Source organism: Pseudomonas sp. RA_15y_Pfl2_54 (genome assembly GCF_963971015.1).
Classification (GTDB): Bacteria; Pseudomonadota; Gammaproteobacteria; order Pseudomonadales; family Pseudomonadaceae; genus Aquipseudomonas; species Aquipseudomonas baetica_A.
Genome location: NZ_CAXAPN010000028.1, coordinates 24,014 through 48,200 on the forward strand (window position 1 = coordinate 24,014; position 24,187 = coordinate 48,200).

Below are 24,187 nucleotides of genomic sequence, written 5' to 3' on the forward strand. Positions count from 1 at the left end.
ATGTATTTTTCGAATTCGAATTTTCGTCGGGTTGATGCCCCGTAGCGCCGTTTGCTTCCTGAACTTTGAACTTTTGTTTTGGCCTTGCGCCGGTAGGCTGATCACTCCTCAAACAATCAAGGATGATTGGCCATGTCTCCCATACCCGAGTCTGTCGAAAACGCAGAAAAAGGTCGGCACTACGAATTCATCAAGTCTGCCGTCAGCGACAGTTTCAAAGGCGCCACCGTCGCACGGGGCCAAGCGTTGGCAGCCGTGCCACTGAAGATCGAACCCTGGTACTTGACGGCGCCAGACACCTGGCTGGAAAAACTCGCTGCCGCCAATCTCAAGGCCTGGGCCTCGCAAAACCCGGTTGACCACCTGCTGGCGAAAACCGATCTGCACGCCTTCGCCGAACCGTTGCTCAAGGCCGCAATCAAACGGCGCCATGGCCTGAATCTCGATGTCAAGAAAACCTACCTGCGCCTGTACATGCCCAAAGACCAGCCCTGGTACACGATCAAGCTCTCGGGTGCAGTGACCAGTCGAACGGTTTCCCTGCTGGAAGCCGCGCTACACAACTTCGCCAAAAGTGAAACGGTTGATCGCGGCTCGGAGTACATCAGCAAACCCGATGAACGCGGTTTGTTCGACGTCTTGCCCATCAGACACAGCATGTCCATCGCCCAGTTTCAGACCCTATGCCGGGATCTGGACATCGGCGCCCGTTATAAAAAGCATTTGCACAGGTATCTGTTGCCCGGCGAGCCGGTGGCAGAAGCCGTTCTGAAAACCAGGGTGATACAAAGCCAGCAAGACGCCCTCGCCGCCGCGGCTTACTTGGCCTTGATCAAGAACGACATCCAGGTCGACACCTGCACAATGCTGTTGAACCTGGCCGAAGACAAACCGCAACTGCTGCTCAATGGCCGCGCCATGTTGTGCTGCGACCTGTCGATTCTCGGCACCCGGCTGACCGGCATTCTGCTGCTCATCCATGCGGTGCGCGACAACCGCGGGATTCGACGCGTGATCGTTTATGTCCCCCATGATCCGGATCATCCGCTCAAGGAGTACGACTCGCTCAAGGCGTTCAAGGAAGAATTGACCCGCCAGTTGCGCGAAGACAAATACATCGAGTCAACCAAGCAAACGTATCGCCAGTTCTTCAGCGATTTCGTCGATCAGCAGCAGCGTGGGCACTTCTTTGCCGAACTGGAGCAACGGCTGTTCATTTATCGGTATCACCCGCGCCAGGATCCGACCGACCAACAACCGCCATGGCGACAGGACCCGGTGGACAACCCGAACCTGCAATTTGATCGTGTGCAGTTGCAAGGCAACTACTGGCGGCACCTCTATCAACAAAAGTTCAACAAGATCCTGAATGATGCCCGGGAGTTAGCCGTCTCCACCGCCGACACCGACAGCAAGGCGCGCTGGGCCTGGTGGGAAAATTTTCAGAAAATGCTCTCGGACATTCTCAACGTCGCGCTGTTGGTCGTCACACCGTTTGTACCGGTGCTGGGCCAGTTGATGCTGGCTTACACCGTTTACCAACTGGCCACCGACGTTATCGAGGGGATTGTCGATCTGGCCCAAGGGCAGTCGCTGGAAGCCGGCGAGCATCTGATCAGTGTGGTGACAGACATCATTCAACTGGCAGCCTTTGCCTCGGGCGCAAAAATCGGCGAAGTCGTTCGCGTCAAGCTGTCATCGCTGGTGGACGAGATGAAACCGGTGAAACTGCCCAATGGCAAACCCAGCCTCTGGCATCCCGACATCAAGCCTTACGAGCGCAACGACATCAGCCTGGCACCCGACGCGAAACCCGACAAGCATGGCCTGCATTTGTACGGCGATGAAAGGATCTTGCTGTTGGAACGTAAACTCTACGCGGTCGAAAAAGCATCGAGCGAACCGACGTCCAAGACCCATCGCATCAAGCACCCGACACGCCCAAACGCTTATAAACCGTTCATCGAACACAACGGTCACGGTGCCTGGGTGCAGGAAATAGAAAACCCGCGCGACTGGGACTTTGCGACGTTGATGCGTCGTGTCGGACACAGCGTGGAAGGCTTTTCGCCGGTGCAACGCGAACAGATCCGTGTGATCAGCGGCACGCACGAAAACCAACTGCGCCAAATGCACATCGATAACACGGCACCGCCGCCGCTGCTAACCGACACCATCAAGCGTTTCAGTGCCTACGACGATGCCCAAGTCGCCAGTGCGAATATCCGCAATGGCCGCCCCATCGACCCGCAGGCCGTCTGGTTCGAACCGCTGCTGACGAGCCAGCCAGGCTGGCCACGCACCAAGGCGCTGAAGGTGTATGAAAGCGCCGACCTGCAGGGTTACGTGCGTACGTACGGCGATGCCAATGCGGCGGATGCCGATACCCTGAGCATCAGCCTTGCGGATCTCACCTGGGGCAAACTGCCGGAACGGTTGGCACGTTTTCTCGACGATAACGAGTTCAAACAACTGCTCGGTCGTGACGTCCCTCTCAGCGATCGGGCAACAGCGGTGCGTAACCTGCTCGCCGATGCCGTCGACACGCGTCACAAAGATGTCTCCAACTACCTGTATCAGGTGGGTGAAAAATCAAACAAGGCCGATATCCGCGCCGTACAAAAAACATTCCCGCAACTCCCGTTGCCATTGGCCGAGAAGGTCGTGGCCCTGGCGAACCCGGCCGAGTTGCAACGTATCGCCGACGAAAACCATTTGCCACTGCGCCTCAAGGCGCAAGCGCGGGAGCTGGATTTCGAAGCATCCACCGCCCGCGCCTATAACGGTTTTTTCCGAGAGCAATGGATGCTCCCGGAGACCGAGCGACTGGCGCTCAACACCCTCAAGTTCCACACCGACGCTTTTGCCGATGTGCGTTTAGACGTGCACGACGGCAGCTACGACGGCCCGTTGCGCTGCAGCGTCGGCGCGGATGATGCAACCACCGTCAGACGTCTGGTTCGTGACGAACATGGCCGCTATGAAGTGCTCGACGCCAACAATCGCACGCTGCATGAAGCCGACGACTTCTACGAGTCGATCCTGCATGCCCTGCCTGACGAAAAACTGCAGGCAGCGGGATACCGGCGAGGTCAGGGTCAACGGCTCAAACAGTGGCTGATGGAAACATCCGCCGAGCCGGCCGAGCGCCGCAGCGTGATGGCCGAACCACCGATTCGTCGGGTGGCCAGTGTTGAAACCGAAACGCTGACTGGTCGCTGGCCATGGCCCTGGGCGCAAAACACACCGGAACAGAAAGTCCGAAAGTTGTACCCGAAAATGTCTGAGCATCAGGCGAAGATGTTCATCGAAAAGCTGCGCAAGAATGGCGATCCCGCTGACACGATCAAACACCTGGAAAGCGAACGCGAGCAATTGCGCACAGAGATGCAGAATTGGCGGGAAAGCTACCCGCCCGACGTGGATGGGTCGGGAGAAGCGATCCCCGGAGTATCGACGCAGTACATGCAGGAGGGCGGACGGCATATCGAGGAACGGCTGCTTGAGTGCTTCGAGCGTCAAAACGACTCTTTTGCCGAGCACAGCCCCCCTCAAGAGCAAGGCTATTCGCTGGACCTGTCCAGCTCGCTTTCGCGGCCCAACCTTGATCGTTGGTGGAGCGATCTGCGCAGGCGGCCCGGGATGAAGAAACACCTTGACCAGATCACTTCGCTGAAACTCGATAAAACGCGTTTCTCGACATCGTCCGATGGCGTGCTCGGCAGCTTCCCCAGGCTACGTGAATTGAGCGCGCGTCAGTGTGACCTGACGCAGATCCCCCCCACCATCGGAGAAATGCGTCACCTCCAGAGTCTGGACCTGACCGACAACCGCATCAGGTTGACCGTGCGTTCAAATGAACAGCTCGCCGGCCTGGTTCGCCTGCGATCACTGACCCTGAACGGTAACCCGTTGCGCCAACCACCCGATGTCGGGCGGATGTATCGATTGAATGACCTCAGTCTGGCCAATACCGATATCCAGTCCTGGCCCGAAGGCCTGTTCAAGGTCGGCTCGGTGGACAAGCATCGTCCCCGCGGTTTCATGCTGGATATGCGTCATACGCCGATCAATACCCTGCCCGAAGTCACACCGGGTTCCGATCAGGCCTTTATCCTCAGTCGCGCGCGTTTCAACACGGCCAGGCTTTCCAATGAGGAGCGGGTACGCTATGGCACTTATCGTCAATCCACAGGGCTGGCCTTTGTGCAGACCGATTTTCCGGCGGCCACAAACGAGCTAAGCCACTGGAAATCGTTTCCCGGTGAACCTGACGCGTTTGGTCCCTCCTCGTCTTTGAGCAAGTACCGCGAAGAGTCCTGGCACGATCTGATGGCCGAGCCTGACGCCGAAGATTTTTTTGCCGTCATTGCCCGACAGAGGCGAACCGCCGATTACCAAAACGCGCAATCACGTCAGCAACTGACCCGACGTGTCTGGGAAATGATCGATGCCGCCGCGCTGGATTCCAACCTGCGTGAAGAACTGTTCAAACAAGCCCGAGAGCCCGATAGCTGCCGCGACGGCGGTGCCTATCTGTTCAACTCCATGGGCATCAAAGTGCTGGTCTCGAAGGCCTATGCCGAGCCGGCCTCGGCCCTTGTGCTTGACCAAAAACTGGCGAGACTGGCCCGCAGCCGCGCACGCCTGAACATCGTCGGCGATATCGCTCGAGAAGAAATCGGCCGTCAAGCGCAACAGCATCTGATCGATCCGTCGAACAATCGCGCGCCGGATGATCTTGAAATCCATATGGCCTATGAAACCGGCTTGGCGGAACGGCTGGAGCTGCCTTGGCAATCAAAAGGCATGCTTTACCAGCAGCGATCAGGCGTTACCCAGGCGAAGATCGACGCGGCCTATGACTCGTTCAAGCTGCGCGAAAGCGGCAACGGACTGGTCGACGGCATGATTGACCCCAACGGGGATGATTTCTGGGAACGCCATTTGCGCAAAACCCATCCGACACAATATGAGCGCAATGATCTGCGGTTCGAGGAAAAACCGGGCCTGCTGGATGAGTTGCGCCTGGCACAGGCGGAGTACGCCAATGCCAACGCCCAGACGCAGATGAACCCGTTGATACGAAAGATGGAAACCCTGGCCGATCAACTGAACATTCCTCACGCGGATATTTTCAGCGGCGAGGCCATGAGTCAGGCGCGGTACGACCGACTGCTGAACAATATCGGTTATTCGCGTAACGAACTGTCCAGACAATTGACCCGCGAAGCGTTGATCAGCATCGGCCATTGACCCTCGCAAGGCGCCAGCCCTGAACCCGGGGCTGGCCAACTGATGCGCACTAACCCACCTCCGAATCCCAGATCACCGTGATATTGCCCCTGTAAATTCGGCCTTGGGCGTTGTCGATCATCCAGTGGGTTTGCTGTTCATCCACTTCGAAATGCAGGGTTCCCGGCTTGCGATCGATATAGAAGCCGGGTTGAAACGGTGCTGTCGCCTCGATCCCCAAGCGCTTGCGCGTGACCGCTTGCCCGGCGCTGTCGGTCAAGCCGTTGGGCAAACTGACACTGACGTCCACCCCGCCTGCGAACCCCTGCCCGTCTGCAATGGCGCAACCCGAGCCCACGCCCAGACTGTGCTCGCATTCAAGCTTCATGGTGAATTTCGACGACGCCGAGATTTGGAATATCTGATCGCGGTAAAGGCGCGAAGGCTTGCGTCCACTGTCCAGCCAGCGTTGCCAGCCGCCTTGCGGTTCCAGTACGACTTTGTCGCCCCCGGGTGGAATATCCACTTTCAGGGTGTGCTGCACGTCCAGCACAAAATCGAGGGTGAGGCTGCTGTCGTCCGGCTCAAACAGTTTGCCCATATCGAAATCCCCTCCAGGTCCCAGGCTGTAAGTCAACGAACCGGTATAACGGCCGGTAGACATGGTTAACGGGTTGGGGGTGCGCAGCTCGTAGGCGAAGTCCAGCTTGTCGAAATACATCGACGGAATGTGGTACGCCGGCACTTTAAAACAGTGGGCCTCTTGCGTGGTTTTCCAGAAAAACCGCCAGCTGTCCTCCTCGTAGGCGCCTTCGCCGCTGTACCAGCAAGGGGCAGGTATTGCTTGTACCCAATTACCCGTGGTCCATAACCTGCTATGGCCTTCAAGTGCATTGCTGCCGCCGGCCAGTCGCACAGCCGGATGGCTCAAAACATACCTGGAGCCCATGCCGGTAATGCGTATTTCCACAGATTGCGTTTCCTGTGTCTGGCTGTTTGTCACGGTCAGCCGCCGCAAATTGGCGGGGGCCTTTACTGCCGCCCAGTCAAAGATGCCTACGTAGCGGGTAGAACTGAAACGTATGGGTAATTCGATGCTGAACATGCCGTTATTTTCACATTGGCCCGGATAGGTGGCGCAATAACCGCTGTTCGGCGTTTTGTTGACGAACGTCATCTTGTCTGGTCTGGAAGAATCCGGTTGAAACAACGCACGGATCTCCTGATTGATCGCCTGCGCCTGAGGTATGCTCAACGCCGCCATCCATATCACCCCACAGAACCTCTTCATGCGTCTCCCCGCCTCTGCTGAACTCTTTTTATTGGTCTGCCTGCGCACCCGGCGCGCGGGCATTGAACAGCAACAACACGTTGCCGCTGTAATCCCCGGCCCGATAGCCACCGGCCGGTTCAACCGGGTCGATCACCAGCGCCACGCGCTTGCCCGCGGCCGCTTCTTCCTGAGAAAGGACCTGCTGCGGCGTCACCTGCGCACTCAATTCAACGCCATTGAAGGTGACCCGCAGACCGATCTCCTCACCCGGTCGGCCATTGGACAGGTAGGGAATAGCCTCCAGGCGCGCTTCAATCGCGCTGTTGTCGTGCCGCACATCGAAATTCTTTTGCAGGCTGCCCAGGGTCGAACTCGGATAATCCCATGCGAGCCGTTGCGGGCGGTGGATCCAGTCCGGCTCTGCAGGAATGATGTAAAACGCCCGACTGGGGATGGTCAGGGACACTTCAAAGGTGCGTATTTCCCGAGCCGCCCAGGCCGTGGAGTCGGCCAGAGCCACCGTGGCCATCAGCGCGGCGGCGGTATATTGCTTGATCATGTCGGTTACCCGTTGCGTCAATGAAAAGCAGGCCTAGCGGCTCACAACTTTCAGGGCTTTCCTGTCGGCGCCCTCGATCAGAAAGAAGCGATACTCACGCCCCTTCTCCTTGTCGAAGGCGAAGCTATTGCCCGCCAGCACATGGTGTTTGGTCGTCGCGCCGCAGTCGGTTTCCTTGGTCAGTGAACAGTTTTTGAACTCGTCGACGATCAACACCGTATTGCCGTCGTTGCGCAATTCGTAGCGACTGTCGGTTTCGTTGATGGCAGTGGCGAACCGCGCATCTTTGGGCCGCACGAAAAAAACCGTACCGAATCCGGTCATCACATTGACCCCGGCCTTGAGGGCTTTTTTGTAGTCTTCGCGCTCTTCGCCGGTGACGGTGAACTCGTCTTCCTTTTCCGGCACCACTGGCACAAAACGCACTCGGAAGTACCGCTCGCGATCACGCTCGCCCATATACAGCAAGCGGGTGCCCTGCATGCCCTGGGCCGGCACGATCAACCGCGCGGGGCTTGCCATCAAGCCATTGCGCGAGGCACCGTCGGCGGCGTTCGCCACAGGAATTTCCTGTGGCTTGCCCTCGGCGTCGTAGACGATTTCCAGCACGTTGATCTTGACGAACGCCGTGGCGTCGCCGCTGTTGAACACGCGTTTGAGGTAGGTGCTTTTATCAGCATCGAGATAGTCGTACACAGTGCCGACATTGATCTGCGGGCCCGCCTGCGCCGTCAGGCAAAACAGGCTGAGCACGCCCAGCAAAAAACCACGGTTCATCGTTTTCAGCTCCATGAAAAATGAAAATCGCCTGCCGGAGGTGCTCACACTTCCGAGTCCCAGATGATGGTGATGTTGCCGGTGAAGGTGTCATTCACACCGGGTCGCAAGACAAAGTCGATGGCGTCCTTGGGCATTGCAAAACGCAAAGAACCGGCCTTGCGCTCAAGGTAGATCTGCGGCTGGAAGGGACCGATCCATGTGTTGTAAAGCAACATGACCCGATTGACGTCTCCGCCTCCGGGACCACTGACCCCGGGGGGCAACGTGAGGAACGTTTCGACTTCGGTGGTATTGGTATTCGGGCTGCGCAGGATGCACCGTGAACCACCGTAGGAGTTGCACAGCATCATGACTTTGAACCGGGACGAGGCAGAGATGTAGAACAGTTGATCGCGGAAAATACTGGATGGCTTGCGCCCGCTGTTGATCCAGCGCGTCCACCCTCCCTCGGGTTCCAGCACCACTTTATCGCCACCCGGTGGCAGATCGACTTTCAGGGTGTGCTGCACGTCCAGCACGAAGTCCAGGGTCAGGCTGGAGTCGTCCGGTTGAAAACCGCCCCCTATATCGAAATCGCCGCCATTGCCCAGGCTGTAGGTCAGTGAGCCGGTATACAGACCCGATGACATGCCCAACGGATTGGGTGTGCGCAGTTCATAAGCGAAGTCGAGGGTATCGAAGTACATGGATGGAATGGTCGCCAGCGACTTCTTGGTGCAGTATCCCTCGACGGGAGTTTTCCAGAAAAACCGGTAGGTGGCAGCAGTGTAAGCGCCGACACCGCTGTACTGGCAGGGCGGGGACGCATGTACCCAACTGCTGCTTTCCCAGAGCAGTTGATGGCCCAGCACTACGTCGCTCACGCCGACCAGTTCGTGGGCCGGCTGGCTCAGGACATAGTTGGAGCCGACACCGATGATACGCACTTCAACGATTTCCGTTTCCATCGTCTCGCTATTGGTCACCGTCAATGGGCGCCAGTTGGCAGGCGCCTTTATTCCAATCCCCCAATTCGGTGGGAGGGTGAAAGGGGCATTGAACCGGACCGGTAACCGAATGCTGAACATCGAGTTTTCCTCACATTGATCCGGGTAGTCGGCGCAGTACCCACTGTTGGCGGTCTTGTTGAGGAACACGTTCTTGCGCGGCTGCGACGGGTCAGGCTGGAACAACGCCCGAATCTCCTGACTGGCCGCCTCGACCACCGGCAGGGCCAGCGCCACGCACAACCCCAAGAGGCATGTGGATTTTCTCATTGGGATCAACCCGCTTTCTGTTCGGTGGAGTTCACATCGGCCAGGGTGTCCGGTGTGCAGCGCAAATCGCCGATCATCAGCACATTGTTTTCGCGGCGATGCTGGTTTTCTTCCAGCCGGAACTGGCAGAGCAATTGGTTATCACGACGCACTTGCAGCGTCGGCGAGCCGGCGTTCATTTCCATCGAGAAAAACCCGTCCACCTCCGTCACCCCGCGACTGGCGTGGTTGATCACATGGTGACCCTTGAGCGGCCGCCCTTGCCCGTCGACCAGACGGCCGAGCACGGTCAGGGTTTTCATCACGCGGATCTTGCTGTAACCCACCCCACCCTTGTTCAGGTGATAACGGGTGCGCGCCGGCTCGATGGTGGCTGCCGGGACGTGATTGCCTTCGAAATCGAAACCCACAGAGCTGTTTTGATAGGCCGTGATCGGAATGAAGTTGCGCCCCGGTTTCAATACCGCGCTGCCGCCGACGTAATCGTCGGCGCGCAAGATGACGTCATCGATGTCCGACTCAACATCGACGATCATCCCCGCCCCGCGCATTTCGCTCTGGCTGGTCATGAGCATCTGCTGGCCGCCGACCACCAGCGTGCTATCGACGTTGAGGCCACCGGTAAAATTACCGCTATAGGACGAACGCTGAATGAAACCGTCGCCGCTGACCGCGTCGGTACGAAAGTTCGCCAGGCTGGACATCCCTACGCCATAGGTGTCGGTCAATGCCGTCACCGACACGCTTTGCAGCACATGGTCTTTCAGGTCCTTTCGCCAACCGATCGAGCCATTGTTGTCGCGGCTGCCGTCACGGGCCGTGCGCGAACCGATGCTGCCGGTAATCTGCTGACCGGGGGCACCGAGCGCCAGATTGACACTCAGATCGACCCCGCGATTGCGCGCATCGCCGCTGCTGTAACTGCCCGGGCGATCAAACAGCGACAAGCGCCAACTGGCGTCGCTGCCAAACAGTTCGGTGCGTTGCGTCCAGCCCATATCCAGTCCGATGCCCTCAACGTTCCCCTCACTGTGGGAGACCCTGGCGTTGAGCGAACTCTTGCTGCTGACCCGATGGTTGACTGCCAGTGACGAGTTGCTGGTCTGGCCGATAAACACGTTGCGTGGGCGAACCCGCGTGCCGTCCGGCAGCGTGTCGTAGGTGTTGGTGGTGTCTAGCCAACTGCGGCTGTGGCTGGCCACCACACTGCCGGCCCCGTAGCTGTATAGACTTTGCAGATCCAGGCCCGTGCCGTAGTCCTCGGTCTTGTAAACGTTGGCGTACACGCTGATGTGATTGGCCAGCGTCCAGTCGATGGACGTGCCGTACTGCAGTTTTTCGCGGATCTGGCGCGCCGACAGCCCGAGAATCACCCGCGGGTGCATCAGGTAGTTGACCGCCGCGCCAGCCGTGGGGCTGCCGCTGGACTGGGTGTCCCAGTTGCTCAGCAGCTTGCTTTCCTCACCGGCAAACACGTTATAGCGCCAGCGCTCATCGAGGTTGCGCCAGTTGTTGGGCTTGTACACCAGCTCCTGAGTGGTGGAGGTGATCTGGCCGTCTTCGATCAGCCGCACTTCCACTTCATAGATGCCGCCGGGCAAGGGCCGGGTGTCGAGTGTTTGCAAACCGGCGGGCACCGATTGCGTGTTGATCAGCAAGCCATCGCGATAGATCTCCACCGACCCCTGGCGGTTGGCGGTGACGTAGATCGGATAGACGCTGGGCATCGGGCTGTTGATCGCCAGACTGTCGGAGCTGCCGTACATCACGCCGACGGCCGTGTCTGGGCTGTTGCCGAACGTACGCGGCTGGCGGGTCAACCCTTCGGAATTGGGGGTGAAATAGCCCAGTCGAAAAAAACTGCCTTGCAATTCGCGCTGTGTGTGGAATTCGTGTAGAGAGTGGTAAAGCTTGTCGTCCGGCCCGCCGAGGCGCGCCAGTTGCAGGTTCAGCGTCTGGCTCCAGTTGCCCAGACTGCTGCTGGCCTCAAGACCGAAACGTCCGCCCAGATCCTGACCCTGACCGCCATTGAGGTTGAGCTGATTGCGCACCATCAAACCGTTACTGCCGTCTTTGGGCTGTTCGTAATAACGCTTGGCTTCAACGTCGCGCTCGGCATTTTCGGTGAGGATCGAGACCAACGAGTTTTCCAGGTTGTAATGCACGGCCAGCACCTGATCCGGACAGGAACCGACGCAGTTGCCCAGAGGCACGCCGGGCTTGAGAAAACTCGCCCATTTTTCCCGCTCGGCAGGGCCGAAACGGTTCTCGCTGGTGTCGGTGAATTCAAGCAAGGTAATGCGGTCGTCGCGGGACAACACCACCATGGCTTCGCCCAACGGCTGGCGATCGAGTTCAACCCGAACAGCCAGAGGCACATCAAAGAAATGCTCCTCGAAATCCGCCGGCAGGCCTTTGGCCTGGGCCAACAGACTTCGCGGCGTCGTGCCGGCGGAGTTGGAAGCCACGGCTACGCTGGCACAAAACAACAGCGCAAGCGCAGCCGCGATGGGTGTCATCGGGAACATGAACTCTTACTCTGATTACGAATGATGAAGTCCGACGGGACAACCCCAGTGGCTTGCCCCGTCGGTCAGCGCTGTGGAGAACTCAGCGCCGGTTGCCGGATCGCTCGATCAAGGCGTACCGACCGGTGGCACGGCATCAAAGGTCATTGCCACAACACCGGTGTAGTCGCCAGGGTTGAAAGCTGTACCGATGGCACTGATTTTGATCGGCGCACGATAGTTCACGTCCGACTCTGCCTCACCGACAACTTCCTGAGGGGTGGTGGTCAGGGTCTTGTTATTGACTTCGACTTTAAGCGCGATCTCATTGGAGCCCGAGATCAGTTTTGGCACGCTGTCTACACTCGCGTGAACCGAACCGTTGTTGTTGCGCACATCGAAGAAACCGTTGACTTCGCCCATCTTGCCGGTAGTTGGCTGATAGCTCATGTCCTGATCCTTGTTGACCAGATCAGGATTGGTCGGCACGACATAGAAGCCGTTGGTCGGCACGTGAGCGACGATGCTGATGGAGTGAGCAGCTTCACCGGCGGCGAACGCTCCCGATGAACCGAGTGCCAGAAGAGCCAAAGGAGCGGCGATTGCGATTTTCTTGAACATCGTTCAGTACCTTGTTTTCTTTATTGAGAAGGAGTGGATTGAAAGTTCAAATCAAACGTCACGGGAGTTGAGCCAGATCAACTTGAACTTTCAATGCCGGGGCATCATCGACTGTTCCCTCTGCAAAGTAAGCAAGTAACTTCCTATAAGTTCGTAGTTCAACAACCCCATGACCCGCCAGAAAAAAGAACAAAAAAACGATATTCAAAACAGTGACTGTAAGTTACGACCTACACACAGATAACGTTAAAAAACCATACAGCAATATCGCCCAGATATAGCGGGGCTCAGTTAGAACTTTAGAATAGCTACTCGATTAAATAGAGTCTTAACTTTAACTTCAAAGTTATTGATCGCCGGGCAAGCATCAACATTCGACCTGTTGCATTCCCGGATGAGAGCCGCTCGTCAGACACACCTGTCACCTTGGGAAAAACGCCTTGCACGATCATTAAGATATATCTTAAGTTGTATCTAAACATGACGAGAGAAGACAGCAATGAGAGACCCTCATTCCCACCACGGCGACGGCCGCGACGGTTTCGAGAAGCGCCCCGGTCGTGAGCGCGGCGGTCGTGGCCCACGGGTGTTCGCCCCCGGCGATCTGAAATTGCTGCTGCTGGCGCTGATCGCCGAACAGCCGTGCCACGGCTACGACCTGATTCGCCAGATCGAGGGCATGTTCGACGGCGCCTACAGCCCGAGCCCCGGTGTGATCTATCCGACCCTGACCTTTCTGGAAGAAAGCGACCTGATTGCGGGAGACGCCGAAGCCGGAAAAAAACGTTACAGCGTGACCGACGCCGGTCGTTTGTCTTTAAGTGAGCAAGCCGTTGCACTCGATGGCGTGCGCATGCGCATCGACGTCAGCAAGCGCTCGTTGCGCGGGCATGACCGCCCGCCGGAAATCCACGAGGCGGTGCACAACTTGCGCCACGCCCTGCAACTGCACCACGGACGCTGGAGCCCGGAAGAAATCCTGCGCGTGCGCGACCTGCTCAACGACACCGCTAAAGCCATCGTCGACGGCCCTGCCGTTCAACTTGCCCCGGAGAAAGCCGAATGACCGCAGTCGATACGCAAACCATTCACCGCGTGATGCACGAAATTAAACGTCGCAAATTGCAAGTGCTACGGGTGGTCAACCTGACCCCGCGCATGCGCCGCATCACCCTGGGCGGGCCGGAACTGGCCGGGTTTATCAGCCTGGGCACGGACGACCACGTCAAACTGTTGTTCCCCCAGACCGCCGAACAAGCAGCGGCGCTGGAAACCCTGGAACTCGGCGCCGGCAAGGACAACGGCCCGATGCCCGAGATGCGCGACTACACCCCGCGCCGCTATGACCCCGACACACTGGAACTGGACATCGACTTCGTCCTGCACGGCGACGGCCCTGCCTCGACCTGGGCCGAACAGGCTGTACCCGGGCAGTACCTGCACATCGGCGGGCCGCGCGGTTCGATGATCGTGCCGGACATCTTCGACAGCTACCTGCTGATCGGCGACGAAACCGCCCTGCCCGCCATCGCCCGCCGCCTAGAAGGCCTGGCTGCCAATCGCAAGGCGCTGGTGGTGATCGAAGTGGAAAACGGCAGTGAGCAACAAGTGCTGGAAAGCCCCGCGCAGGTCAATGTGATCTGGGTACTGCGTGAGGGCGGCAAGGACAACCTGATAACCACCGTCCAGCAATTGCAGGTGCCCAAGGGCAATCTGTATGCGTGGGTAGCGACGCAGAACAAGGTCTCAAGGCAGATCCGCCGGGTGCTGCTTGATGAGCACGGGCTGGACGAGAAGCTGGTGAAAGCCGTCGGCTACTGGCGCGCCGAGGGTTCTGAAGAAGAGTGACATCGCCCTGTGTGGGGCTTGCCCGCTAAGGCGCAGCGTCAGTCAATAACAGTGACTGATTCACCGCGATCGCGAGCAGGCTCGCACCTACCGTGCTCGCCAGCGGTCGATGCCGATCACCGCCAACCCAGTCACCACAAACCCCACCAAAATCCCCCCGGCATTGAGGAACACCTGTGGATAACCCAACACCGCGACATCAATGAACGGGTACGCATACGCGCCCAGCAAATGCCCGCGCAGCAAGGCGTAAATGAAATACACCAGCGGGTAAATCAGCCACAACGGCAGATGCCACAAACGCAACGTGCCCTTCGGCACGCAAAACCACCAATAGCCCAGAAACACCAGCGGCATGACGTCGTGGAGCAATTCGTCAGCGATCAATTGCCAACCTTCGGGGTGCCATAAATGCCGCAGCAACAGGCTGTAGGCAAGGCCAACCACGGCGATGCTCACTGCCACTGCGCTACTCACCCAGGGTTGCAGAAACCAGCGACGCGCGGCGCCGTCACGCGGCGTGACGGCACAGGTCAGCACCGTCGCCACCAGCGTGTTGGTCAGCACCGTGAAATAGCTGAAGAAACTCACCAGCCCACCCAGCAAACCGGCATCGACGCTCAAACGGGCGAAGAAAATCAGATAGAGCTGAAGGCCCAACCCCGTCCAGCCGAGGATGGCAGCGAAAATGATCAGACGTCGCTGCAACGAGGCGTTCATCTCAGAGCGGTCGCTTGGTACGCGCAAGCTTGACGTACAGGCGCTCGACCTTCTCTCGGGCCCACGGTGTTTTACGCAAAAACGTCAGGCTCGACTTGATGCTCGGATCGCTTTTGAAACAACGAATGTCGATGCGTTCGGCCAGCCCCGACCATTCGTAGTGGGCCACCAGCGCCGTGAGGATGTGTTCGAGGGTCACGCCGTGCAGCGGATCGGGGGAGTGTTCGTTCATGCCAGGCCTTTGGACGAAGTGAATATGCAGAAGCCGCGCACCTTAGCCGAGGGGGTGTTCGGGTGGAAGGGCTTGCTTCAAATGTAGGCCAACCCGAGAAGATCGCAGCCTGTGACCTGACTCGCCATGCGCCCGTTTGACGCACTGTTACCGAATCGGAAACGATCCATGTCAACAAAACCCCTTTGTCTTTTTGTTACAGATCATTATCCTGCCGCCCTTCCGCTGAATCGCTTCACTGCCTGCGTCAAATCGTAGCGCTCAGCTCATCCCCCAAAAAAGATCAAGAAAGACCCCTTTATGCCCGATTTTCCGTTTTTCCGAGACAGCGCTATCTCATCCCTGCGCCTGATCGGCGGCTGCACGGCCCTTGGCCTCGCCACCTTCGCCCAAGCGGCTCCCGCGTTCGACAGTGAATCACCTTACATGCTCGGTGACTGGAACGGCACGCGCACAGAACTCTCGGAAAAAGGCTACGACTTCAAGCTCGATTACACCGGTGAAATGGGCAGCAACCTGCACGGCGGCTACGACCACGACCGTACCGCGCGCTACAGCGATCAGTTCGGCTTGGGCACGCACCTGGACCTGCAAAAAATCCTCGGCTGGGACGACGCCGAGTTTCAGCTGACCATTACCAAACGCAACGGCAACAACATCAGCAACGACCGCATCAACGATCCACGTGTCGGTGGCTTCACCTCGGCTCAGGAAGTCTGGGGCCGTGGCCAGACCACGCGCCTGACGCAGATGTGGTATCAGCAGAAATTCTTCGATCAGAAACTCGACATCAAGATCGGTCGTTTCGGCGAAGGCGAAGACTTCAACAGCTTCCCGTGCGACTTCCAGAACCTGGCGTTCTGCGGCTCGCAGGTCGGCAACTGGGTCGGCGGCATCTGGTACAACTGGCCGGTCAGCCAGTGGGCATTGCGCGTCAAATATCACCTGACGCCGGAGCTGTACGCACAGGTCGGCGCCTACGAGCAGAACCCGTCGAACCTCGACCGCGGCAACGGCTTCAAACTCAGCGGCAGCGGCACCCAAGGCGCGATCCTGCCGATTGAACTGGTGTGGACGCCGAAACTCAACGGCCTGCCGGGCGAATACCGCGCCGGTTACTACTACAGCAACGCCAACGCCACCGACGTCTACAAAGACAACCATGGCCAACCGGCGGCCCTCAGCGGCCAAGCCTACCGCAGCGCGTCGAGCAAACACGGCGTGTGGCTGGGTGTTCAACAGCAAATCACCAGCATGGCCAGCGATAACAGCCGCGGCTTGAGCGTGTTCGCCAACGGCACGATGCACGACAAGAAAACCAACGCCATCGACAACTACGTGCAGGCCGGCCTCACCTACAAAGGCCCGTTCGATGCGCGCGCCAAGGATGACATCGGTTTCGCCCTCGCCCGCGTACACGTCAACCCGGCCTTGCGTAAAAACGCCGAAGCAAGCAACCGCGCCAACGCCGTCTACGACTACGACGACCCGTCGTTCCTGCCGCCGCAGGACACCGAATACAGCGCCGAACTGTATTACGGCGTGCACGTAACGAACTGGCTGACCGTACGCCCGAACCTGCAATACATCCGCCACCCGGGTGGCGTGGACAAGGTCGATGACGCCCTGATCGGCGGAATCAAGATCCAATCCTCGTTCTAACCGACACCGCTGTACCCCTGTGGGAGGGGTTTTGCTCCCACAGAAAAAAAATAGTTAGCCAGACAAGTTTTTATCTGAACCATGCCCACGTCCAATCGTCATCTAAAGTGACTACAGCGCGGGACTACATAAACGTCACGGAGATTCACACTATGAGCACCGAAAGTGCTTCGAGTCGAGGCCGTCTGCTACCGAGCCTGCTCGGCATTCTGCTTCTACTGATGGGCCTGGCCATGCTGGCCGGGGGAGTCAAACTGAGCATGCTGGGCGGCTCGCTTTACTACCTGCTGGCCGGTATCGGCATCGCCCTGACCGGCATTCTGATGCTGCTGCGACGTCGCGCAGCGCTGGGCCTGTACGCCATCGTGCTGTTCGCCAGCACTGTTTGGGCCTTGTGGGAAGTCGGTCTGGACTGGTGGCAACTGGTGCCGCGTCTGGCGCTGTGGTTTGTTCTGGGCTTCGTCATGCTGCTGCCGTGGTTGCGTCGTCCATTGCTGCTCGCAGGCCCTGCGCCGATGGGCACCGGCGGTTTGACCGTGGCCGTGGTTCTGGCCGGCGTCACCGCTCTGGCCAGCCTGTTCACCCACCCGGGCGAAACCTTCGGCGAACTGGGCCGCGACACTGCCGACATGACCAGCACCGCGCCAGCCATGCCTGATGGCGACTGGCAGGCCTACGGCCGCAGCGAATTCGGTGATCGTTACTCGCCGTTGAAGCAGATCACCCCGGCCAACGTCGGCAAGCTGCAAGAAGCCTGGCGCATCCAGACCGGCGACCTGCCGACCGCTGATGACCCGGTTGAGCTGACCAACGAAAACACTCCGCTCAAAGCCAACGGCATGATCTATGCCTGCACCGCGCACAGCAAAGTGCTGGCACTGGACCCGGACACCGGCAAGGAACTGTGGCGCTTCGACCCGCAGATCAAAAGCCCGGTCGGCTTCAAAGGCTTCGCCCACATGACTTGCCGTGGCGTGTCGTACTACGACGAAGCCGCTTACGCCAAGTCTGAAAACGCAGCCTCGGCGGTGATTTCCGAAGCCGGCAAAGCCGTTGCCCAGGCCTGCCCGCGTCGTCTGTACCTGCCAACCGCTGATGCGCGCCTGATCGCGCTGAACGCCGACACCGGCAAAATCTGCGAAGGCTTCGGTAACAAAGGTGTGGTCGACCTGACCCAAGGCATCGGCCCGTTCACCGCGGGTGGCTACTACTCCACCTCGCCTGCCGCGATTACCCGTGATCTGGTGATCATGGGCGGTCACGTCACCGACAACGAGTCGACCAACGAGCCATCGGGCGTGATCCGCGCCTTCGACGTGCGCGACGGGCACCTGGTGTGGAACTGGGACAGCGACAAGCCAGACGCCACCGAACCTTTGGCACCAGGCGAAACCTACAGCCGCAACTCGGCCAACATGTGGTCGCTGGCCAGTGTCGACGAAAAACTCGGCATGGTTTACCTGCCACTGGGCAACCAGACTCCAGACCAATGGGGCGCTGACCGCACCCCGGGCGCCGAGAAATTCAGCGCCGGTGTCGTTGCTCTGGACCTGGCCACCGGTAAAGTGCGCTGGAACTACCAGTTCACCCACCATGACCTGTGGGACATGGACGTTGGCAGCCAGCCAACCCTGCTCGACATGAAAACCGCCGACGGCGTGAAACCGGCGCTGATCGCTCCGACCAAACAGGGCAGCCTGTACGTCCTCGACCGTCGTGACGGCACGCCGATCATCCCGATCCGCGAAATCCCGGTACCGCAAGGCGCCGTGAAAGGCGACCACACCGCACCGACCCAGGCCCGTTCGGACCTCAACCTGCTGGCCCCGGAACTGACCGAAAAAGCCATGTGGGGCGCCAGCCCGTTCGACCAGATGCTGTGCCGCATCCAGTTCAAGGAACTGCGTTATGAAGGCCAGTACACCCCGCCGTCCGAACAGGGCAGCCTGATCTACCCGGGTAACGTCGGTGTGTTCAACTGGGGCGGCGTGTCGGTCGATCCGGTTCGCCAGATGCTCTTCACCAGCCCGAACTACATGGCCTTCGTTTCGAAAATGGTGCCACGCGCGCAAGTCGCCGCCGGCAGCAAACGCGAGAGCGAAACCGCCGGCGTGCAACCGAACACCGGCGCGCCTTACGCGGTGATCATGCACCCGTTCATGTCGCCACTCGGCGTACCGTGCCAGGCCCCGGCCTGGGGCTACGTCGCCGGTATCGACCTGACCACCGGCAAAGTCGTGTGGAAACGCAAGAACGGCACCAGCCGCGACAGCTCGCCCATCCCGATCGGCTTCACCCTCGGCGTGCCCAGCATGGGCGGCTCGATCGTGACGGCCGGCGGCGTCGGCTTCCTCAGCGGCACCCTCGACCAGTACCTGCGCGCCTACGACGTCAACTCCGGTAAAGAGTTGTGGAAAGCGCGTCTGCCAGCAGGTGGTCAAGCGACTCCGATGACCTACACCGGCAAGGACGGCAAACAATACGTCCTGCTGGTTGTCGGCGGCCACGGCTCGCTGGGCACCAAGATGGGTGACTATGTGATTGCGTACAAACTGCCGGAATAAGCTTTATCGGCGGTAAAACAAAGGCGATGTCTCGTGAGGGACATCGCCTTTTTTGTGCACGCCATTTACCTGCGCAGCAGATTCGACCGCAGGCGGACAATCTGAAAAATACCCGCCGGGCCGAACCCTGTCCGCCCCTTCGAGATTTCTGCTTTCCACCCCTCCCTGCCCCCTAAAGCCACTAATCTGGCTTTAAAAGACTGTAGAACTGTCAATTCTGACAGGTGTCAGCAACTCCCCCCAGGTGTTCCATTGGCGTTGCAAAGGCATTCGCCTCCACACAAGGACACCGATCATGAATCAGTCACAGGCAATCAATGAACCGGGCACACTCGACCCTCTTTTTGGTGTTGATGGGGCGGTCGGCTGGCCGATCAAGGGGCGGACAGGCAACAGTCCAGAGTCAATGCTCAAACTTTCCGATGGCAAATTGCTCATTGCCGAAGAGCCATCGACGCGTCGCGGACCCGCCGTACTAACACAATTGAACGCTGACGGAACACCGGACGAAACATTTGGCGTTGGCGGTTCTGTCGAAATCCATTTTGCAAAAAATGAAGAGTTTTCGATTCCCGTGCTGGCCTCACATCCCGCTGGAGGATGGATCCTCACAGGCCAGGTCCTGCGAGCGGTAGACGAGCATTTCTCCTACGGTTATGAGGTCGTCGTCCGCCTGCTCGTAGATGGCACACCCGATCCCGACTTTGGCGACAACGGCATAGTCTACGTTGACACCCAGAAACTCGCCGTTCCCGATGAGCAAGCTCTGGCCGCCATTCTGGCCAAACGGGCACAGGATCCGAAACCCCTTCAACAGTCGAGCGGCAACGCAGGGTCTGCGGCGCCTTCCTCCGTCGTATTGCCCGACGGAAAAATCGTTTTGATCGATCACGTCTCGGATTCTGCCTATGACTTGAGGGGAATCGTGGTTCGCCTCCACCGGAATGGCGAATTAGACACATCCTTCAATGGCAAGGGATTTACGCTGATCGAACTCAGCGCGATTGAGCATCAGTACAACGGAGTCCAGGCCCTTGTAGTGCAAGAAGACGGAAAAGTCCTGGTCGCCGGTACATTCCAACCATTGGATGAGAACGCCACGTACGGAATCTATGTAGCGCGCTATCTGGAAAATGGCCAACCGGATAGCGGATTTGCCGACCAAGGTATTGCAACTATCCCCCTGACTGCCGGCAACGGTTGGAGTTGGGTAGAAGCGCTCGCCGTGAGAAAGGCTGACGGCGCAATCGCCGTTGTCGGGGAGCTGACTCGAGAACGTATCGGCAAGGGCTGGATCACCGTTCTGAACCCAGGAGGCTCTGCCAACCTTGTCTTCAATGGCGGCAAAACCTTGTATTCCGACATGCTGCCAGAAGGCGTGAGATGGCACTATTGTGCATGGCAGACAAATAGCGCACTCCTCGTCAGCGGATCGGGTGGCGGTGCCTTCGTAGGTCAAGATCCTACCATCCTGATCGCTCGTTATCTGGTTGACGCTGCTCCAGACATGTCGTTCAACAAAACAGGCTGGGCTGTCTACAGAAATCCACAAGGGAGTCCAACGCTCACGGACTGTGTCGTCATGAAAGATCAGCGCATCGTTGTGTGTGGGCCTACGTTTTCCTCCACAGGCTATAAGGGTTATGTAGTGCGCTATCACGGTTGAGGGGGTTGCGGTTGTAGTCGGCTGGCGTAAGCCCACTTGATGCACAAACGAAAAACCCCACCACTGTCACGCCCCCTGTAGGCGCTGCCGAAGGCTGCTCCTACAGAGGGATTGGGGATGTCCTACAGCATCAGCGTTTGGTGGGAGATTTCCGACAAGTCGCGTCGGTTGTGCTTCGGAAATCGGGTGGATAGGCTCGCAGGCTCGCTGCAAATTCAGCGAGCGGGCGTCGCGGCCCGAGCAGTTCATTCGATTTGATGCATAATCGCCGGCCCAAACTGAAGCGCTCAGGTGCTTTTGGTTTGGTTTGATGGTGGCTGTGCGCGGGATACCTTCGGGTATGCCGAGATTGCCGAATGGCTCGGTCCGCGAACCCGCGTACAGCTGCCACCCTCTGTCGCGTCGCGGTGATTGAGAGTGACAGCCCCACTTATCATTCGGAGTTTCACCATGAAAAAACCAACACCCAATCCGCCTGCACCAAACGACACCTCGTCCTACCAATCCCCCGATTCGAAGAAATTCCACGAAGCCGCCGAACTCGCGGTGAACCGCGTGTTGGATAACCACGAAATCCCCGCCAAAACCTGACACCCTCCCTGCGGCAACTCCTACAGATGAATCGAGTAAACCACCCGGAAATTGGTCGGCTGACAGGCCTCCATCGCTGGCAAGCCAGCTTGTATGGCAGGACTCGAAGGGGGGGGATAGCAAATAGGAAGCCATGCGTGCCCATTTCATCGCCACCGGTGGACAGTGACAATGGCACGCCAAATAAAGCTCGCATACCCTGGTTTCGCGACCTACCCACAAACTTACGAGCCAGATTCTCCCGGAGTTGCCGTCGGATCCGGATTCAGAATATTTCGTATGGCTTTTCAGAAACGCCCTACAGCGCACCTGAACCCCTTGTAATAGGATGTTCGGTCGACTAAAAAGGAGTGTCACGTATGGCTAACCATGGTTATATGACCATTACCGGCAAGGCTCAAGGATTGATTTCGGCGGGTTGTTCAACCCAAGACTCTATTGGCAACAAGTGTCAGACTGGGCATATCGACGAAATCATGGTGCTGTCTTACTCACATAACATGGTCAACATCGGAAATATCAATAAGCCAACACATAATCCAATCATCATAACCAAAAATGTTGATAAATCCTCGCCACTCCTCGCCCAAGCACTCTCAACTAGAGAGAAAATAGACTGCACAATTAGCTTTTATCGAGTGTCATCTTCCGGCATACAGGAAAGATTTTATTCCGTCTCGATCAATGGCGGAATTATTGCTGACCTAACACTTGAAATGCCTCATTCTATTTTGCAGAACGATGCCGAGCCACAAGAACATATAGCCATCCGTTACCGAGATATAACTTGGACCCACCATACTGCTGGCACCAGCGGATATGGCACATGGGGGAATAACGAATGAAACAACTGAGCGAGAGTTGCACGCCTGGCAGTTGTGACTACTGGATGGTCAGTGCCGCTGCTGGAAAACTTGGAAGCCAAGCCAGCACATTAGGTGTTAGACACATCAAAGACGGCATGCTGCGCTTGCAGTTCAACCGCGAAATCGCTTATTACGCCAAAAGCATTGTAGATGACGTTTCTCAGGGGAAAAAACTACTGAGCAGGGTTTACAGGAACTGAAGAACGAACAAAGCAGTTTGCTTAATCAGTCGTGGGAAATAGCCAAAAAGGGTGCCGGTGCTATCGCGGGTGCAATGCAGGTTATAGCAGGCGGTGGGATATGCTATGCCTCAGCAGGGACGCTGTGTCTCGTGGCTGGTGTGCCAATGATGGCCCATGGAGCAAATAACATTTATGAAAACGGACGCAATCTTTTAGAGGATCGAACTGATACAGAAGGTCTTGTCAGGAAGGGTTATCAAACCATAGCAAAGTCGGTGGGATATGAAGCGCGCGAAGGGAATTTAGCCTACAGTACCGCTGACTTAGGCCTCTCTGTCTATGGCCTTAGTCGATACATATTAAAGCCTGATGCCTGGCGCTTGTTTAGATATGTCAGAGCAGACTATGTACGATCTTATAAAGGAATGGGCGTTAGCGCATGGGGGCTTGAAATACATACTGATTTCCAAACAGGAAAGCAGATCTACCAAGAGACCACGAAATGATTGTGTGGATTTTTCCTATCTTGGCCGTTTGCGGTATTTTTTTCGCGTTCCTTCTAAAAATACGTCTCTCGGGAAAAAACTTAAATAACATTAAGCTTTTTTTCTGCCTGATATTCAACGGCCTCTTTGTTGTACCTTATATAGACATCATTGAAAACAATGACTTTCTATTTTTAGGGCATAGACCAGAAATAACTGCAGAACACCCATTTATTGGCTGGATTGCTTTTTCTTGTATATTCATTCATTCACTTTCACTACCGGCCAAACGGAAAGTTAAGTGGTTTTTTTCACGAAAGTAAACTCACACCGGTTCAATACCCATAAAGGTTTTTTCAAAACTGTTCCTGGTCAACCTCACAGCCATCGTCTGGATTACGCACTGGCCGCTGCTCACCTCGAGCGACCTCTTCCGGTACTGCGAAGGAGTACCGTCCCAGCATATTGATGTGTTCGAAAATTAGCTGCGATAGCCGAGCCAGATCTTCGACCAGTACCGTGTAGCCGCGTTGTTTTAGTCATTCCACGGCGGCCGTTATGTAGAGGGTATTCCAGAGCACGATGATATTCACCCTCAGGCGCAACAAATCATCCGAGTCCTCAGCGATCAGTTCGAACTTGACCGTCTGGCAGACAAGTCCATTGAACTTACCGTAAACCGCGTCCGGACGTGTGCGTCAGAACCGGGTACCACCAACGTCAGCCTGGTGTGGACAGAAGTGATAAACGAGCAGACGGAACAATCCGAACACCTCATCACCGTAGGCGTCGGTATCGGTCACGATTTGTGTTGGCTGCAACTCGGCCTGCTGTGCCAGCACGACCGCGAGCAATACCATGTTGTAGGAATTGTGCTTGTCCTACAGGTACTGGTGATCGCGCGGAGATTTCCGACAAGTCGCGTCGGTTGTGCGTCGGAAATCGGGTGGATAGGCTCGAGGGGTCGCTGCAAATTCAGCGATGGGGCGTTGCGGCCCGATAACTGATGCATAATCGCCAACCTCACGGCACCTCGGTGCCCGTTGTTTGTGTCATGGCGGCTGTGCGCGGGATACCGTCCTTGGAGGTATGCCGATTTCTCAGTTATCGGTCCGCGAACCCGCGTACAGCTGCCACCTC

General features: G+C 57.6%; 16 protein-coding genes and 2 pseudogenes. 9 read left to right on the forward strand and 9 right to left on the reverse strand.

What is annotated here, in order from left to right; genetic code table 11:
- Window positions 1–132: 132 nt before the first annotated feature.
- Window positions 133–5,256: a dermonecrotic toxin domain-containing protein gene (locus tag AACY50_RS19775; protein ID WP_339432868.1), complete on the forward strand. Its 5,124-nt coding sequence runs from the start codon at window positions 133–135 to the stop codon at window positions 5,254–5,256.
- A 49-nt stretch (window positions 5,257–5,305) separates the two neighbouring features.
- On the opposite strand, the gene AACY50_RS19780 is transcribed toward AACY50_RS19775, so the two are convergent.
- The 6 genes from AACY50_RS19780 to AACY50_RS19805 all read right to left on the reverse strand — a co-directional run bounded on the left by AACY50_RS19780 (window position 5,306) and on the right by AACY50_RS19805 (window position 12,231).
- Window positions 5,306–6,499, reverse strand: coding sequence for a hypothetical protein (locus tag AACY50_RS19780; RefSeq protein WP_339495829.1), 1,194 nt, complete (start codon window positions 6,497–6,499; stop codon window positions 5,306–5,308).
- A 55-nt stretch (window positions 6,500–6,554) separates the two neighbouring features.
- Window positions 6,555–7,067, reverse strand: a complete 513-nt coding sequence (locus AACY50_RS19785) for a CS1 type fimbrial major subunit (RefSeq protein WP_339432866.1) — start codon at window positions 7,065–7,067, stop codon at window positions 6,555–6,557.
- 33 nt (window positions 7,068–7,100) lie between these two features.
- A complete protein-coding gene (locus AACY50_RS19790; RefSeq protein ID WP_339432865.1) occupies window positions 7,101–7,844 on the reverse strand; it encodes a molecular chaperone in 744 nt (247 codons plus the stop codon).
- Window positions 7,845–7,888: 44 nt separating this feature from the next.
- Entirely contained in the window at window positions 7,889–9,103 is a 1,215-nt protein-coding gene (locus tag AACY50_RS19795; RefSeq protein ID WP_339432864.1) for a hypothetical protein, read from the reverse strand.
- 5 nt (window positions 9,104–9,108) lie between these two features.
- The gene (locus AACY50_RS19800; RefSeq protein ID WP_339539032.1) at window positions 9,109–11,631 is read right to left on the reverse strand and encodes a TcfC E-set like domain-containing protein; all 2,523 of its coding nucleotides are present in this window, start codon (window positions 11,629–11,631) and stop codon (window positions 9,109–9,111) included.
- A 108-nt stretch (window positions 11,632–11,739) separates the two neighbouring features.
- Complete coding sequence (locus AACY50_RS19805) at window positions 11,740–12,231, reverse strand: CS1 type fimbrial major subunit (RefSeq protein WP_339432862.1); 492 nt, start codon at window positions 12,229–12,231, stop codon at window positions 11,740–11,742.
- 499 nt (window positions 12,232–12,730) lie between these two features.
- Here AACY50_RS19805 and AACY50_RS19810 point away from each other — a divergent pair, with 499 nt between their 5' ends.
- Window positions 12,731–13,297 (forward strand): PadR family transcriptional regulator, encoded by a 567-nt coding sequence (locus AACY50_RS19810; RefSeq protein ID WP_221732146.1) that lies wholly within the window; start codon window positions 12,731–12,733, stop codon window positions 13,295–13,297.
- Window positions 13,294–14,079, forward strand: coding sequence for a siderophore-interacting protein (locus AACY50_RS19815; RefSeq protein WP_339432861.1), 786 nt, complete (start codon window positions 13,294–13,296; stop codon window positions 14,077–14,079). The genes AACY50_RS19810 and AACY50_RS19815 overlap by 4 nt, the downstream gene beginning before the upstream one ends.
- Before the next feature lie 87 nt (window positions 14,080–14,166).
- On the opposite strand, the gene AACY50_RS19820 is transcribed toward AACY50_RS19815, so the two are convergent.
- Window positions 14,167–14,799, reverse strand: a complete 633-nt coding sequence (locus AACY50_RS19820; protein ID WP_339432860.1) for a Pr6Pr family membrane protein — start codon at window positions 14,797–14,799, stop codon at window positions 14,167–14,169.
- A 1-nt stretch (window position 14,800) separates the two neighbouring features.
- A complete protein-coding gene (locus tag AACY50_RS19825) occupies window positions 14,801–15,031 on the reverse strand; it encodes a VF530 family protein (RefSeq protein WP_221732149.1) in 231 nt (76 codons plus the stop codon).
- Window positions 15,032–15,331: 300 nt separating this feature from the next.
- Between AACY50_RS19825 and AACY50_RS19830 the strand changes: the two genes are divergently transcribed.
- From AACY50_RS19830 to AACY50_RS19860, 6 genes and pseudogenes are all read left to right on the forward strand, one after another.
- Complete coding sequence (locus tag AACY50_RS19830) at window positions 15,332–16,693, forward strand: carbohydrate porin (protein ID WP_339539033.1); 1,362 nt, start codon at window positions 15,332–15,334, stop codon at window positions 16,691–16,693.
- Window positions 16,694–16,845: 152 nt separating this feature from the next.
- Window positions 16,846–19,257 carry a glucose/quinate/shikimate family membrane-bound PQQ-dependent dehydrogenase gene (locus AACY50_RS19835; protein ID WP_339432857.1) on the forward strand — a complete coding sequence of 804 codons (2,412 nt, stop codon included), beginning with the start codon at window positions 16,846–16,848 and terminating at the stop codon, window positions 19,255–19,257.
- Between the two features lie 295 nt (window positions 19,258–19,552).
- Window positions 19,553–20,923: a hypothetical protein gene (locus AACY50_RS19840; RefSeq protein ID WP_339539034.1), complete on the forward strand. Its 1,371-nt coding sequence runs from the start codon at window positions 19,553–19,555 to the stop codon at window positions 20,921–20,923.
- Between the two features lie 450 nt (window positions 20,924–21,373).
- Window positions 21,374–21,487: pseudogene (locus tag AACY50_RS19845) on the forward strand (DUF6124 family protein); the annotation flags it as partial.
- A gap of 386 nt (window positions 21,488–21,873) precedes the next feature.
- On the forward strand, window positions 21,874–22,359 hold the full coding sequence (locus AACY50_RS19850) for an Hcp family type VI secretion system effector (protein WP_339539035.1): 486 nt from the start codon (window positions 21,874–21,876) through the stop codon (window positions 22,357–22,359).
- Window positions 22,356–23,068, forward strand: a pseudogene (locus AACY50_RS19860) (DUF4225 domain-containing protein). Before AACY50_RS19850 ends, AACY50_RS19860 begins: the two are co-directional and overlap by 4 nt.
- Before the next feature lie 677 nt (window positions 23,069–23,745).
- Here AACY50_RS19860 and AACY50_RS28835 read toward each other — a convergent pair.
- Window positions 23,746–23,907: a Tn3 family transposase gene (locus AACY50_RS28835; protein ID WP_445261495.1), complete on the reverse strand. Its 162-nt coding sequence runs from the start codon at window positions 23,905–23,907 to the stop codon at window positions 23,746–23,748.
- Window positions 23,908–24,187: the final 280 nt, after the last annotated feature.